Consider the following 14,833-nt stretch of genomic DNA (forward strand, 5'->3'; position numbering starts at 1 on the left):
AGCGTTGTTCAATCAAGCCCAATTGACATCATTGGGGACTGTGCTGCGGCCCATGGCGGTTGAAGCCCACACGCTTTGCAGCGATCCCCACGATGCAGCGCAGAACGCCCCCCGCTGCTTGGGTGAACGACATGACGGGGTGGTCTGGGCGCGTTCGATCCATGGCCCGACCAGGTGAAACCTGTGGCAAGACCCGCCAAGCGCAGGGGGTGAACCTGCGCCAGGCGGACGCTGCTCAATGCGGCGCGCGGTGAATGGTCTTGAGCAAGTCCTCCGGGCTGATGTGCCCGACCACCTGCGCCACCGCACTGCCCGGGGTCGGCAGGTCGATGATGTGGTGCTTCATTTTGCCGATCACGTGCATTTCGCACGGTTTGCAGTCGAACTTCAGGGTCAGCACTTCGTCACCTTGCACCAACTGCATCGGCGCCACCTTGGTGCGAACGCCAGTCACGCCCTTGGCCTGCTTGGGGCACAGGTTGAAGGAGAAACGCAGGCAATGCTTGGTGATCATCACCGGCACTTCACCGTGCTCCTCGTGCGCCTCGTAGGCGGCGTCGATCAGCTGCACGCCGTGGCGGTGATAGAAGTCCCGCGCCTTCTGGTTGTAGACGTTGGCCAGGAACGACAGGTGCGCCTCGGGGTAGACCGGCGGTGGCGTGGTCTCGGCCTTGCGTGCGCCGCGCGGATGGGCCAGTACACGCGCCTCGGTCAACGCCTCGACCGCCTCACGGCGCAGGGCCTTGAGCTGCGAGTTGGGAATGAAGAACGCCTCAGGTGCGTCCAGCTCGATGGCCGTGGCGTGGTACTGCGTGGTGCCCAGCTGACCGAGCAGGTCGTGCAGCTGGTCCAGCGCCTGCTGTGGCTTGTTGGCCGGCCCGAAGGGGCCGTCCAGGCGCGCTTGCACGCTCACGCCTTCTTCGCTGACCGCCGTGAGCAGCAGGTGCGAGGCGCGCAGTTGCGCTTCCCAGCGCACGCCCACGCGGCGTTCGGCCGAGGTGCGCTGTAGCGCTTGCTGCCAGTTGTGATCGAGGTTGCGTGACAGCGGGTGGTTCGGGCGCAATTGCTGGAGCCCGGCCGGCATCTCGTTCGGCTCGACGCGGTAGCGGTAACGGGGCTGGCCATCTTCCTCGGAGGTAGAACGCAGCTCGGCGATGTTGGCACGAAAGCCGATGACTTCGCGCTTGACCAGCACGTTGAGACCGTCGCCGTTGGACAGCGGCACGTCGGTGACCACCTGCAGGTCGCGTTTGCCGACCTTCTCGACCACGCCCACCGGCAGGCCGGTAAAGGTCGGGGAGTCGAATGCGCCGATGTCGATCTTGCGGTCGCTGACGAAATAATCGGTGCTGCCGCGGTGGAAGGTCTTGTCCGGGTCAGGCAGGAAGAAGTGCTCGGTGCGGCCACTGGAGGCGCGCGCCAGAGCGGGGCGGTCTTCGAGAATGGCGTCCAGCTCGCGGCGGTAGTGGGCGGTGATGTTCTTCACATAACCCATGTCCTTGTAGCGACCCTCGATCTTGAACGAGCGCACGCCGGCATCGACCAGGTCGCGCAGGTTGGCGGTCTGGTTGTTGTCCTTCATCGACAGCAGGTGCTTCTCGAACGCGACCACGCGGCCCTGGTCGTCCTTGAGGGTGTACGGCAGGCGGCAAGCTTGCGAGCAGTCGCCACGGTTGGCGCTGCGCCCGGTCTGCGCGTGGGAAATGTTGCATTGGCCGGAAAACGCCACGCACAACGCGCCATGGATGAAGAACTCAATGGCAGCATCGGTCTCGCTGGCGATCTTGCGGATCTCCTGCAGGTTCAGTTCCCGGGCCAGCACCAGTTGGGAGAACCCGGCCTGGTCGAGGAAGCGGGCACGTTCCAGCGTACGGATGTCGGTTTGCGTGCTGGCGTGCAGCTCGATGGGCGGGATGTCGAGCTCCATGACCCCCAGGTCCTGCACGATCAAGGCATCGACGCCGGCGTCGTAGAGCTGATGGATCAACGCACGGGCCGGTTCCAGCTCGTTGTCATGGAGAATGGTGTTGATCGTGGTGAAGATGCGCGCGTGGTAGCGACGGGCAAACGTCACCAGCTCTGCGATGTCCTTGACCTCGTTGCAGGCGTTGTGCCGCGCGCCGAAGCTTGGGCCACCGATGTAGATGGCGTCGGCGCCATGCAGGATCGCTTCACGCGCGATGGCCACATCACGGGCGGGGCTGAGCAGTTCGAGGTGGTGCTTGGGTAGAGACATATCGTTATAGGTTTGGGCTGGTCACGGTCGAGGCGGGGGATTGTAACGGCGAATTGCCTGGGCAGCACCCTCGGGCTGCCCAGCTGCAGGTTACTCGCGGCTGAAGCCGTTCGCGCAGATCAACTGCAGGGGGACGGATCGGCTTGTGGAGTAGGTGAGCGGGCGTTGTCTGTGCGGTCGTGTGTAGCACGCATTGCGCGCCCCTTGTGACACACGCCCTTCGCCCAAGCCACGTCCCGCGCGGAGCAGCTCAATCCCACACCGTCCCCGTAGGCGCGGCCGGTCCTGTGGAGCGGCTATTGCCGCGATGGGCGGCGCAGCCGCGCCAATGGCCGGGACTCCAAATCAACAGAACACTGGCTGGGCAACTTGCGCAGCCAACGGGTCGCCGTCCCGGGCCCACTCGTTCGGCTGGAAAACCCCAACCGCTAGAACTGATACTCCAACCCGGCGCCCGCGTACCAGGCCCGCCCCGGCGCAGCTTCATAGAAACGGCCGTTACGGTCCCCGACAATCACCGAGCCTACATATTGCCGGTCCAGCAGATTATCCAAGCGTACCATCTGGTTGAACGTCCACGGCCCGGCATGCTGCTCGAAGCGTGTTCGCCAGTTGAACACCGTGTAGCCCGGCGCAACGTGGGACTGGTTGCTGTCCTCCACATAGACTTTGCTGCGCACCTGGCCCTCCAGGCCCATGCTGATGCCCTCGCGCGGTTTCCAGACCAGCTCGGCGAACAGGTTGCTGCGCGGTACGCCTGGCAGTTGGTTGCCTTTATCGATGACCGTGCCGCTCTGCTCGAAGGCCTGGTCGTAGGTGGCGTCGAGGAAGGTGTAGGCAAGGTTGGCCTGCCACTGCTCGCTCAACTCGCGCTGCGCGCTCAGTTCGAACCCGCGGCGCAGGGTCTTGCCGGCGTTGTGGTAGCTGGTGCGCCCGTTGCTCGACGCATCGACCACGATCTCGTCCTGGGTACGGATCTCGAACACCGCCACGTTCACCCGTGTGTGCGCATCGGGCCGCACCTTCAGACCCACTTCATACTGTGTGCTGGTGGCCGGTTCCAGGCCGAAGTTGAAGGCCCCGGCCGCGCCGGGTGCGTAGGCCATTTCCGCCTGGGTCGGGGTTTCCACTGCCTTGCCAAGGCTCACATAGCCTTGCAGGTCCGGGGTAAAGGCGTACATCAGCGACACGCTGGGCAGGGTGCGCTGATACGTCTTCGAGCCACTGGAATCGCCATCGCTGAGGAAGCGGTCATCGACCTCCATGCGCATGCTGCTGCGCCGCAGGCCCGCGTCGAGGGTCCAGCGCTCCAGCGTCCAGTGCGCCTGGACATAGGGGTCGAGGCTGGTCGCAGTGTCGGTTTCCTTGCGCCGCAGTTCGCCTTTCACGCCCAGGGTGGTGCCGCTGAAGTTTTGAAATCCACGGCGATCATCGCGGCTACGGTCGTAGTCCAAGCCTGTGGTCACGCTCAGCTCACCAGGGGCGCTGGTGATCGGCTGGATCCAGCGCAGGGTGCCACCATGGAATTCGCGGTCGAAGTCGACCACACCGCCACCGCGCTCGTTGGCTGGCGTACCGCGGGGAATCGACAGGTACTGAATCACGCTGCGCTGCCCGCCATACAGGTTGAACTGCAAGGTGGCATCGCCAAACGCGCGCTCGTAGTTCATGCCCAGTTGCTGGTGATGAATGCTCTTGCGCGTGTTGTAGGCCTCGGCCACCGACGACACCGAGCGCGGGTCATGCTGGTATGCCTCCCAGGTCTGCCCGAGCGGGTCTTGTGTGCCGTTCTGCTCCAGGGTGCTGGCGATCAGGGCCAGACGGCTGTCCTCGTCTGGGTTGATGTGCAGCTTGGCGAAGGTCTGGTCACGGCGCGCGGCGCTGTGGTCACGGTAGCCGTCGGTGTCCATGCGCGAGGCGTCGACGATGAAGCCGGCCTGCTCGTTGCCGCCTTCGCTGTACACCCGGTTCTTGATGAAGCCGTCGCTGCCAACGGTGGTCGCCGCGCCCACCTTGGGCGGACCGCTGCCGTCGCGGGAGAACATCTGGATCACGCCCCCGGCATTGCTGCCATAAATCGCCGAGGCCGGGCCACGCAGCACTTCGATGCGATCAGCCACATCGAGATTGAGCGAGGCCGCCTGGCCCTGGCCGTCCGGAGTGCTGGCGGGAATGCCGTCGCTGATCAACTTCAGACCGCGTATACCGAAGGCCGAACGGGCGCCGTAACCGCGTGAGGAAATCTGCAGGTCCTGGGCGTAGTTCTGGCGGTTCTGCACCACCAGTCCCGGTACGCGATTGAGCGCCTCGGAAAGGTTGACGCCGAGCTGGCCATCGGCAAATTGCGCGCGCTCAACCGTATCGACCGAGAACGGCAGATTGAAACTGGCGCTGGGCGCATAGGTCCCGGTCACCACGATCGGTTCGAGCAACGTCAGGGTTCCGGGTGCATCCGCCCAGGCAACGCCGCACAGCCCAAGGCCGGGGAGCAAGGCGGTGAGCGGGCGACGCCAGGAAAAAGGAGGGGTCATGCGAAAAGTGTCCTGCAATGAAAAGGGGCGATTCGGCTTCATGCGTTTACGTTGTCGGTGTGAGCGGGCTCGCCAGAGCACCTCTGGCGAGGTGTCTGTTACGGATAACCGCAGTCGCCCGGAATGCTTCGCGAGCACGCTGGCGCCTGGACCCGACCGGGCGATCCAGGCGCCTTGCTGGTTGTGGCGCTACCTGATCTCTACAAGATCGTTCAAGCACAGCGCGCTACAGGCGGGGTGGCTTCAGGCCTTGGCGGCCATGGCAGTGACTTCCACGCGCATACCGTCGAAGGCCAGCGCCGCCACGCCAACGGCGGCACGCACCGGCCAGGGCGTGGCGAAGAAGCGCTGATACACCGCGTTGAAGGCGGCGCGATCGGCCATGTCGGTGAGGTAGATGGTCAGGTGGACCACGCGATCCATGCTGCTGCCAGCGCGCTCGAGGGCATCCTTGAGGGCCTGGAGGGTGCATTCGCACTGGCTGGTGATATCGCCCAGCTCCAGGCTGCCGTCGGCGCGGGTCGGGATCTGTGTGGTCACCAGCAGGCCGTTGAACTCCGCCACATCGGAAGAGATCGAGTCGGCGTCGCTGTCGGGGGTGAAGGTGATGTCATGCTGGGCCATGGGAAATCCTTACCGGCGTGAAGGGAAAGCTGCCAAGCGTACTGGAGCAGCCTGCCGCGGTCGAGGCTCGCATCCCGTCGTGCTTCGTAATCTGCACGCCAGACAGCCGGCCTCATGCCCACCCACGCGCCGGGAGTGAACGACACCGGTCGAGGCGGTCAAGTCGCGGCATTGTGATACGCATGCCCGATAGCCAACAGCATGGCCAAGCGCGATGCCAGGCAAACGGGCCAAGGCGTGGATGACACCGGTCGAGACGGTCAAGTCGCCGCATTGTGATACGCACAATAGACGCCAGCGTCGCGCCCACAACCGTGTGATGCCGAGCAGTGATCCCCAGCGGCTGGTTGCAGCGCTCGGGGCGAGGCCTGCGCCGCGCATTGAAATGCGTGCGCCAGACCGTCAGAATCGCGCCCCCACACGAGTCATGCCAAGCAAAGAGGCCAAGGGTTGAACGAACAGACACTGTCGCAGCGGCTGGAGCGCGTTGCTGCCCAGGTGCCACACGGCGCACGCCTGGCCGACATCGGCTCGGACCATGGTTACCTGCCGATTGCGTTGACACTGCGCGGCGTCATCGACTGCGCGGTCGCCGGTGAAGTGGCCCTCACGCCTTTCCACTCGGCGCAGCGCAAAGTGCGTAAAAACGCTCTGGAGGCGGTGATCGACGTGCGCCACGGCAGCGGCCTGACCGTGCTCAAGAGCAGCGATGCCATCAGCGTGGTGACGCTGTGTGGCATGGGCGGGGAAACCATCCGCGACATCCTCATCGAGGGTCAGCAGCACCTGACCGGCAACGAGCTGCTGGTGCTGCAGCCGAACGTGCGCGAGTGGGTGGCGCGCGGATGGTTGGCCGAGCATGGCTACCAGATCGTTCACGAAGAGCTGCTGGAAGAAAATGCCTTCACCTATGAAGTCATCGTCGCCCGGCGTGCCGAGGGGTCGCGCTACACCCCGCAACAATGCTACTTCGGCCCGCTGCTGATGGCTGAGCGCAGCGCGCTGTTTCTCGCCAAATGGCGACTGAACCTGCAACGCAAGCAGCGGGTCATGGCGCACTGGCCCAAGGCCAAGGACGTACCGGAGTCCAAACGTGAGGAAATCGGGCAGCAGGTGCGCTGGATCACCGAGATGCTGGGCTGAACTGGCTTCGCTACCGTCGATCAGCAGTGCCTGTGCCGGCCTTCGTGACGAGGTCGCTTCAACAGGGGTTACGATCTGATGGAAGAACCCTTCGCCGTAACTCCGTAAGTTTCAGGTCTCACACGGTCGTGTTGAACGACCGGACCGGCGCTCCGGCCAGTCGCGAAGGGCGGCAAAGCTGTCCTGACTCAAGCGACGCCTACCGCCCGATAGAGCGCGCTCGCAGCGCACGCGGTTAGGGCTGCTCAGGTTTCAGCCTGCTTGCGCAAGGCTTTGGCACGTTTCTCCAGGACCAGATAGGTCATCACCGCAATCACCAGCGGGATCAGGTAGTACAACGTGCGATAACCAAGCAGCGCCGCGACCAGGCTGCCTTGGTTGACCTGGCCTTGCAGCAGCGCGAGAAACACCGTTTCCAGCACACCCAGCCCAGCGGGGATGTGTGCCACCACACCCGCTACGCAGCTGATCATCAGCACGCCGAACACCGACGGGTAGAACACCTCCCCCGGCATCAGCCACCAGATCAATGCGGCCATCAGCGCCCAGTTGCTGCCGCCCACCAGCACCTGGCACAGCGCCAGACGCAGCGACGGCAACGTGATCTCGTGCCCACGCACCGACCACTCCCGGCGTTTGGACAACCCGCAGGCCAGCAGATAGCCCAGCGCCACCGCCAGCATCGCCAGACCGATCAATTGCAGGCCCGTTTCACCCACCGCCCAGGTGTCGGGCAGCTTCACCAGGCGCAAGGCAAACACGCTGCCGGCCACCAGCATGTAACCCATCCAGTTGGTCAGCAGGCCGAGGGTAAGGATGCGGGTAATGGTGGCGTTGTCCAGGCCCAACCGGCCATACAACCGATAACGCAACGCCACGCCGCCCACCCAGGTGGTGAAGTTGAGGTTGAACGCATAGCAGACGAACGCCACCGGCAGCACCTGCCGCGCGGGCAGGGTGTGCCCTGTGTAGGCGCGGGCCAGCAGGTCGTAGCTGGCAAATACCGCATAGCTGCACGCCGCGATGCCCAGGCCGATGGCCAGGGTGCTGGGCTTGTAGGCCTTGAGTGAGGCCATCACCTCGTTCCAGTCCAGGTTGCGCGCCAGGGAGTAGAGCAGGGCGGGGATCAGGATAATGAACAGCAGGGTCAGCACGCGCTTGCCCCAGGTCATCCAGGTTTGCTTGGCTGGCATCAGGCAGGCCCTTCATGCAGGTCAGTGGGGGCGGCAGCGTCAGGTTGCAGGGGCTTGAGGCGCTGGCGGTGGGCCGGCAACCAGCCGGCGACACGGGGGAAGAAGCGGGTCATGTGGAAACCCAGGAAGATCAGCGGCGCGCGCCACCAGTAGCCGCGGATCATGCGCTCCAGGGTCACGGTCTTGCAGTGCTGGCCCGCCAGCTCCATCAGGTGGTCGTGCAGGTGCTGGTTGAAGCCGCGGTCACGGATCAGCAGGTTGGCCTCCAGGTTCAGCGCCAGACTCAACGGGTCGAGGTTGCTCGAACCCACGGTCGACCACTCTTCATCGATCAGCGCGACCTTGCCGTGCAGTGGCCGCTGGCAGTATTCGAAAATGCGCACGTTGTCGCGCAGCAGGTAGTTGTAGAGCAGCCGTGACAGCGCCCGCACCCAGCGCATGTCGGGCTGCCCCTGGAGGATCAGGGTCACCTCGACGCCGCGCCGAGCCGCATTGCGCAGTTCGCGCAACAGGCGGTAACCGGGGAAGAAATAGGCATTGGCAATGACGATGCGCTGGCGGGCCATGCGAATGCCCTCCAGGTAATACGCTTCGATGTCGGTGGTGTGCCGGCCGTTGTCGCGCTCGGCCAGCACGGCCGTCATGGCGCCGGTAGCCTCCAGTTGCGGGTGCACTTCACTGGGCGGTCGCATCACCTGGCTCATCAGGCGCTTGCTCGAGGCATGCAGCTGGGTGACCACCGGGCCGGTGACTTGCACCGCGTAATCCTGCTTGGCCATCGGTCCGAAGTCGCCCAGGTGGTCGGCGCTGTAGTTGATGCCGCCGATGAACGCGCGTACCCCGTCGATCACCACGATCTTGCGGTGCAGGCGGCGGAACAGGTTAGTGCGCATACCGGCCAGGCGCGGCTGCGGGTCGAAGGCATGAAAGCCCACGCCCGCCTCGGTCAGGGAAGACACGAAGGCATCGCTCAGCGAGGCGGTGCCGTAACCGTCCACAGCTACCTCCACGCGCACACCGCGCTGGGCGGCTTCGATGAGGACCTGGCGTAGCTGCTGGCCGACCTTGTCGTCGTAGATGATGAAGGTTTCCAGCATCACCTCTTCACGTGCCTGAGCGATGGCCTCGAACACGCGCGGATAGTATTGCTCGCCGTTGATCAGCAACTCGACCTGGTTGCCTTCAGCCCACGGGCGCTTCACAGGTTCACCTGCGCGGCCAGGGGCGCATGGTCGGAGAGGTGCGACCACGGGTAGTTGGACAACACCTGCGCACCGCTGGGCATGGCGTTGCGCAGGTAGATACGGTCCAGGCGCAGCAACGGCAGGCGGGCCGGGAAGCTGCGCGCCGGGGTGCCGAAGCGCTCGCCGAACGCCTCGACCAGGCGCTCGGAGAGCACCGCGTCCGCCTTGAGGCGCCAATCGTTGAAGTCTCCGGCGATGATCACCGGCGCCTTGGGCGGCAAGCTGTCGAGCAGCTCCAGGAGCAACTCGACCTGGCGCTGGCGATGCGCTTCGCGCAGGCCCAGGTGAACACATACCGCGTGCACTTCGTCATGCCCGGGCACGTCCAGACGGCAATGCAGCAGGCCGCGTTGCTCGTTGCCTTGCACCGACACGTCAAGGTTGTCGTACGACACGATGGGGAATTTCGACAACAACGCATTGCCATGGTCGCCGTGCGGATACACCGCATTGCGGCCATAGGCGAACTGCGGCCACATGCTGTCGGCGAGGAATTCGTATTGCGGGGCATCGGGCCAGGTGGGGTGGCGCTCGGCATGCTCGCGGTGGCTGCCGTGCACCTCCTGGAGAAACACCAGATCGGCATCGGTCGCCCGCGCGGCGTCACGCAGCTCGGGCAGGATGAAGCGCCGGTTGAAGGGCGTGAAGCCCTTGTGCACGTTGAGGGTCAGCACGTTCAGGCGGTTCACTGCGGTGGCCGTGGCGAGGGCCCGGTTGGGTTGCGCGGAGCTGGCGGTCATGGCGCGGCTCCTGGGCTGCACAGGGGCAGGACAGGTCGGGCTGCAGAGCAGCCGCTGAGATCGAGGCAGGGTTCGCGCACGCGGGAAGTCTCCGAAAGTCGTTATGGAATCGACCTGCGGCGGGTGCACGAGGTTCAGCGGTGGGTCGAAACAGTCAGCGCCAAGTCGCTACCACGGGTGCGACGTGAAGGCCTCACGGCAGTGCGAAGGTCACTGATCATGATGCCTACAGGGGCTATCGGCAGGGGATCGACTGCGCCTGTGCACTGCCGCCACGGCGGCTGACGCCACCCCGGCCGCGGGCTGCGCGCCTGGCGGAACTTTGTCCCGTCTCGGCCATTCCACCGATAACTCGCTGCACGACTGCCCGCTCCAGCACCCGCCCTGACGGAGGCGTCATGACCAGACACATCATCCATTACACCGGCCCGATCAATTCATCGACCTGCGGCAACCTCATCAATACCTGCGCCAAGGCCATGCACCAGGGCGCCACGATCATTCAGGTGAACGTGGCCACCATGGGCGGGGAGTGCAGCTATGGCTTCACGCTCTACAATTTCCTGCGCTCGCTGCCCGTGCCGGTGCACACCCACAACCTGGGAACCGTCGAGTCGATGGGCAATATTCTGTTCCTTGCCGGCGAGCGGCGCACCGCGTGCACCTACAGCAAGTTTCTCTTCCATCCGTTTCACTGGACCTTGCACGGCGCAGTCGATCACGCGCGCATGGCCGAATACGCCATGAGCCTGGACTATGACCTGCGCCTGTACGCCGAGATTGTCGCCGAACGCACAGCCGGCGCCGCCGAACCGCTGGACATACAGCGCTACCTGATGGCCCAGCCAAGAATCCTCGACCCACATGAGGCCCTGGCCAGCGGGCTGTTGACCGCTCTTGACGATGTGCCCATCGACGCCGATGCGGTGCAGTGGAGCGTGCATGCCTGAAGCCCCGGGATCGCGCGTGCAGCCTGGGGCTACTGCGTTCAGTACGGGTGCGCGCCGCTCAATGCCTCGATGGTGTCGATCAGCTCGTCGTAACCCACAGGTTTGTTGAGGTGCCGGTCGAAACCCGATTGCCGTGACTTGTGCTGATCCGCGCTGGCGCCGTAACCGGTCAGCGCGATGGCCGGGGTGTGGCGCAAGTGCGCAAGGTTGCGCAGTGCCTTGATCAAGGCGTGCCCGTCCATGCCGGGCATACCGATGTCGGAAAGGATGATGTCATAACGCCCCGTCCCAGCCGCGGCCAAGGCCTGGCGCGGATCGCTGAACGCAGTCACCTCGGCGTTCTCCATCTCCAGCAACTGCTGCATCACATCGAGCACGTCAACCGAGTCATCCACCAGCAACACGTGAAGGCCACTCAGCCGGCCATCCTGTTGCTCCTCGGCCAGCGCGCTCGCAGGCTGCGAACGGCTGTCGCAGCACTGCAGGCGCACGGTAAAGGTGCTGCCTTGCCCCAGGCCGGGGGAGCTGGCCAGCACGCTGCCGCCATGCGCCTCGACCAGTTGGCGCACCAGTGACAAGCCGATGCCCAGGCCTTCACGCCCCGGCTGGGCGTTGTGCGGCTCGGCCTGGCTGAACAGCTCGAAGATGTTCTCCAGGCTGGCTTCGTCCAGGCCAATACCCTGGTCGACCACTTGGAGCTGGGCCCAGTCGTCGTCGCGAGACAGCACTATCCGGATCTCGCCATGGGCTGGGCTGAACTTCATGGCGTTGTTCAGCAGGTTCCAGATGATCTGCTCAAGCCGCGTATTGTCGCCGTCGATATACACCGCTGTGTCCTGGGCGGGCAGCTCCAGGCTCACGGTATACGGGTAATGCTCGCTCAGCACCACGCTGTGGATACCCCGCAGCGTCGCGCACAGATCGACCGGTTGGGTCTTGAGCTTGAGCTTGCCGGTGCGAATACGCGCCACATCGAGCAGGTCGTCGATGATGCGCGCCTGGCTGGTGACCGCTTCACAGATCACCCCCACCGCCTTGCTCGCAGTCCCGGAGCTCAGCAGTGCAGGCTGGCGGCGCAGAATCTCGGCGTTGAGCTGGATCAGGTTGAGTGGATGCTTGAGTTCATGGGACATGACGGCGAAGAACTCGTCCTTCAGGTGGCTGGAGCTCTGCGATTCGGCCAGGCGCTTGGTCTGCTCGTCGTGCAGGCGCTTGTGGCCGGTCAGGTCACGGGCGATCTTCACGTAGCCCAGTGGGTTGCCGGCCAGTTGCGTGACTTCGCCACTGCAGTAGAAGCGGCTGCCGTCCTTGCGCACATGCCAGCGTTCATCCTGGCAGCGGCCGTCACGCCTGGCATCGCGCAGATCGCGTCCGGGCACGCCGCTGCGGCGGTCATCCTGGGTGAAGATCAAGTCGTAGTGGCTACCGATGACATCGTTCCTGGCGTAACCGAAAATCAGTGCGGCGCCAGTGTTCCAGTCGGTGATCAGGCCGTCTTCGTCGAGCAAGATGATGGCGAACTCATGGGTGCTCTCCGCCACCAGACGCATGCGTTCCTCGCCTAGACGCAGGCTTTCTTCGGCCGCGCGGCTCTGGCTGATGTCGATGAAGGTCAACACCGTGCCGTCGATGTGCTGCTCACTGGAGCGATACGGCAGCAGGCGCGCCAGGTACCAGCGCTGATTGCGCCCAACCACTTCGCGTTCGATGGTGGTTTCCCGCTCGGCCACGGCACGGGCGTCTTCGGCCAGCTCCGGATAGTCGAGGCGGTGGGTGATGTCGAGCAGGGAGCGTCCGGTATCGACCGGCAGCATGCTGAAGATGTCGGTGGCGCGCGGAGTGAACCAGCGAATGTGCAGGTTGTGGTCGACGAACACCGTGGCGATGTCGGTCGAGGCAATCAAGTTGCTCAGATAATCGTTGACCTTGTCGGTTTCCTCGACCTTGGTCTTGAGCTCGTAATTGACCGTGAGCAACTCTTCGTTGATCGACTGCAGTTCCTCCTTGCTGGTTTCCAGCTCCTCGCTGGCCGAACGCAGCTCCTCGTTGATGGCCTGCATTTCCTGGTTGGAGGTGGTCAGCTCTTCGCTGGAGATCTCCGATTGCTCGATGGTTTCCTGCAACTGCAGGCGAGTGCGCTGCAATTCGCCTTCCAGGTTGGCCAGGATCATGTCGTCGGTCTGCTGGATGCCGGTGGCCACCGGCACCGGACGGTCCGGCTCGCGTTCCTCGAAGACGATCAGCAGGCACTCGCTGCCGCTCGGGTCATCGGCATGCGGCTGCACCAGGATGTCGACCTGGCTGCTGTCGAGCGTGACCGAGCGCGAGGTGACCGCCTGGCCGGTGTGCTGGGCGTGCAGCAGGGTACTGCGCAGGGTCGGGCGCAAAGGCGCCAGCACCAGGTTGAGCAGGTTGCGGCTGAGCTCGCCGCCCATGTGCCGCAGGAAGCGGCCAACGCCATCGCTCATGTGCAGGATGTTGCCATCCACATCGACGATCAGGCTCGGTGGCGTACGGCGGGCGAGGGCGCGGTGGTGGATCTCGGCATAAGACAGCTTGCGCCCGGCGGGGGTTTTGACCTTGGTCGGCTCCGCTGAACCCACGCTGTCGCTGGGCGCCTGCAACTGGGAGGCGCGGCGCCCGCCGTTGCTCACCTTGCGCGCACGGAAGATGCGGTTGCGCTTGTCGATGGGCGTGAACAGCTCGGCGGCCACATCGGCCGACTCCGAACTGCCCAGGAACAGATAGCCGCCCGGGCGCAGCGCGTAGTGGAACATGCGCAGGATGTCGCGCTGCACGTCACGGTCCAGGTAGATCAGCAAGTTGCGGCAGACCACCAGGTCGAGCTGCGAGAACGGCGGGTCGGAGAGCAGATTGTGGCGAGCGAACAAGACCTTTTCACGTACTTCCTTGCGCACCCGCAGGTGCTGGTCTTCCTTGACGAAGAACTGGCGGATGCGCGCCGTGGACACGTCGGTCGCGATCGACTCGGAGTACAAGCCGGCCCGACCCTGGGCGATGGCACGCTCATCGAGGTCGGTGGCGAACACCTGCACCTTGGCGGTGCGTTGCTCCACCGCGAGTTGCTCGATCATCATCATCGCCACGCTGTAGGCCTCTTCGCCCGATGAGCAGCCGGCCGACCAGATGCGCATCTCGCGGTGTTCGAGGGCGTCGTCGCGGTCGCTGACCAGCGCTGGCAACACGTGGCGCTCGAGCGCTTCGAACGCTTCACGGTCGCGGAAGAAGTTGGTCACGCCGATCAGCATGTCGGCCAGCAGCGCCTGCGACTCCTCGCTGTGCGCCTCGAGGTAGGCCAGGTAGCCGCGCAGGTCGGTCTGCCCGGTCAGGTGCAGGCGGCGCTCCAGGCGGCGCAACACCGTAGCGCGCTTGTAGTGATGAAAATCATGGCCGGTGCTGCTGTGCAACTGGCTGAGGATTTCATCGAGCAGCGGGTCGGCGCGCTCCGGGTCGGCCTGCTCGGTGCCCAGGGCGGGCGGGCGTTGGTCATCGTCGATTCTTGGCAAGTTCACCTGCCGCGCAGTGCGCCACAGCTCCATGAGTTTTTGAGGGATCTGCGCCACCGGCAGGACCACGTCGACCAGCCCGGTTTCCAGCGCGGCGCGCGGCATGCCATCGAATTCGGCATCGTCAGGGCTCTGGACCAGGCTCACGCCGCCTTGTTCCTTAATTCTCGAGAGGCCCGCGGCGCCATCCGAGCCGGTGCCCGACAACACCACGCAAAAGGCATGTTCCTGATGCACATCGGCCAGGTCGCGAAAGAACAGGTCAATCGCCGAGTGTGCCCCGCTGCGCCGATCGGCCGGACGCACGCGCAGGTAGCCGTCGTTGGTCGACAGGCGATTGGCTGGCGAGATCACGTAGACATGGTTGGCTTCAATGGGCACCGCTTCGGTGACCTGCCGCACCGGCATCGTGGTGCAGCGCTGGATGATGTGGTCGGCCTGGCTCTGGTGATCGGGCGACAGGTGCAGCACCACCACGAAGGCCATGCCAGTGTCGTCCGCCATGTGCTTGAAGAACGTACTCAGGGCGTCCAGGCCGCCGGCCGAGGCGCCAATACCGACTACCGGAAAGTCCAGGTGGCTGGCGCTCAGGTGCTTGTTCTTCGGGCCGGCAATGGAGGATTTGGAGGAAGAGGTCATCGACGG

General features: G+C 64.6%; 9 protein-coding genes. 2 read left to right on the forward strand and 7 right to left on the reverse strand.

Features of this window, described 5'->3' with window-relative positions; translation table 11 throughout:
* Positions 1-235: 235 nt before the first annotated feature.
* From SJI00_RS21980 to SJI00_RS21990, 3 genes are all read right to left on the reverse strand, one after another.
* The gene (locus tag SJI00_RS21980; RefSeq protein WP_322463790.1) at positions 236-2,236 is read right to left on the reverse strand and encodes a peptidase U32 family protein; all 2,001 of its coding nucleotides are present in this window, start codon (positions 2,234-2,236) and stop codon (positions 236-238) included.
* A gap of 428 nt (positions 2,237-2,664) precedes the next feature.
* The gene (locus tag SJI00_RS21985) at positions 2,665-4,767 is read right to left on the reverse strand and encodes a TonB-dependent receptor family protein (protein ID WP_322463791.1); all 2,103 of its coding nucleotides are present in this window, start codon (positions 4,765-4,767) and stop codon (positions 2,665-2,667) included.
* Positions 4,768-5,010: 243 nt separating this feature from the next.
* Positions 5,011-5,391 carry a RidA family protein gene (locus SJI00_RS21990; protein WP_322463792.1) on the reverse strand — a complete coding sequence of 127 codons (381 nt, stop codon included), beginning with the start codon at positions 5,389-5,391 and terminating at the stop codon, positions 5,011-5,013.
* Positions 5,392-5,841: 450 nt separating this feature from the next.
* Between SJI00_RS21990 and SJI00_RS21995 the strand changes: the two genes are divergently transcribed.
* Positions 5,842-6,534 (forward strand): tRNA (adenine(22)-N(1))-methyltransferase, encoded by a 693-nt coding sequence (locus SJI00_RS21995; RefSeq protein WP_322463793.1) that lies wholly within the window; start codon positions 5,842-5,844, stop codon positions 6,532-6,534.
* A 245-nt stretch (positions 6,535-6,779) separates the two neighbouring features.
* Here the strand turns inward: SJI00_RS21995 and SJI00_RS22000 are convergent, their stop codons facing one another.
* Genes SJI00_RS22000 through SJI00_RS22010 form a run of 3 tightly spaced genes read right to left on the reverse strand, consistent with a single transcriptional unit; the run spans position 6,780 to position 9,711 of the window.
* A complete protein-coding gene (locus SJI00_RS22000; RefSeq protein ID WP_322463794.1) occupies positions 6,780-7,727 on the reverse strand; it encodes a putative bifunctional lysylphosphatidylglycerol flippase/synthetase in 948 nt (315 codons plus the stop codon).
* Complete coding sequence (gene clsB, locus SJI00_RS22005; protein WP_322463795.1) at positions 7,727-8,929, reverse strand: cardiolipin synthase ClsB; 1,203 nt, start codon at positions 8,927-8,929, stop codon at positions 7,727-7,729. The genes SJI00_RS22000 and clsB overlap by 1 nt, the downstream gene beginning before the upstream one ends.
* Entirely contained in the window at positions 8,926-9,711 is a 786-nt protein-coding gene (locus tag SJI00_RS22010) for an endonuclease/exonuclease/phosphatase family protein (protein ID WP_322463796.1), read from the reverse strand. Before SJI00_RS22010 ends, clsB begins: the two co-directional genes overlap by 4 nt.
* A 398-nt stretch (positions 9,712-10,109) precedes the next feature.
* On the opposite strand from SJI00_RS22010, the gene SJI00_RS22015 reads away from it, so the two are divergent.
* Positions 10,110-10,661: an ATP-dependent Clp protease proteolytic subunit gene (locus SJI00_RS22015; protein WP_322463797.1), complete on the forward strand. Its 552-nt coding sequence runs from the start codon at positions 10,110-10,112 to the stop codon at positions 10,659-10,661.
* A gap of 38 nt (positions 10,662-10,699) precedes the next feature.
* Here SJI00_RS22015 and SJI00_RS22020 read toward each other — a convergent pair whose 3' ends face one another.
* Positions 10,700-14,827, reverse strand: a complete 4,128-nt coding sequence (locus SJI00_RS22020; protein WP_322463798.1) for a CheR family methyltransferase — start codon at positions 14,825-14,827, stop codon at positions 10,700-10,702.
* Positions 14,828-14,833 lie beyond the last annotated feature (6 nt).

It is taken from the genome of Pseudomonas gebzensis, assembly GCF_034427815.1.
GTDB lineage: Bacteria > Pseudomonadota > Gammaproteobacteria > Pseudomonadales > Pseudomonadaceae > Aquipseudomonas.

Coding starts and splice junctions, on each gene's coding strand:
- SJI00_RS21980 (WP_322463790.1), bottom strand. CDS start 2,236: ATGTCTCTACCCAAGCACCACCTCGAACTGCTCAGCCCCGCCCGTGAT.
- SJI00_RS21985 (WP_322463791.1), bottom strand. CDS start 4,767: ATGACCCCTCCTTTTTCCTGGCGTCGCCCGCTCACCGCCTTGCTCCCC.
- SJI00_RS21990 (WP_322463792.1), bottom strand. CDS start 5,391: ATGGCCCAGCATGACATCACCTTCACCCCCGACAGCGACGCCGACTCG.
- SJI00_RS22000 (WP_322463794.1), bottom strand. CDS start 7,727: ATGCCAGCCAAGCAAACCTGGATGACCTGGGGCAAGCGCGTGCTGACC.
- SJI00_RS22010 (WP_322463796.1), bottom strand. CDS start 9,711: ATGACCGCCAGCTCCGCGCAACCCAACCGGGCCCTCGCCACGGCCACC.
- SJI00_RS22015 (WP_322463797.1), top strand. CDS start 10,110: ATGACCAGACACATCATCCATTACACCGGCCCGATCAATTCATCGACC.
- SJI00_RS22020 (WP_322463798.1), bottom strand. CDS start 14,827: ATGACCTCTTCCTCCAAATCCTCCATTGCCGGCCCGAAGAACAAGCAC.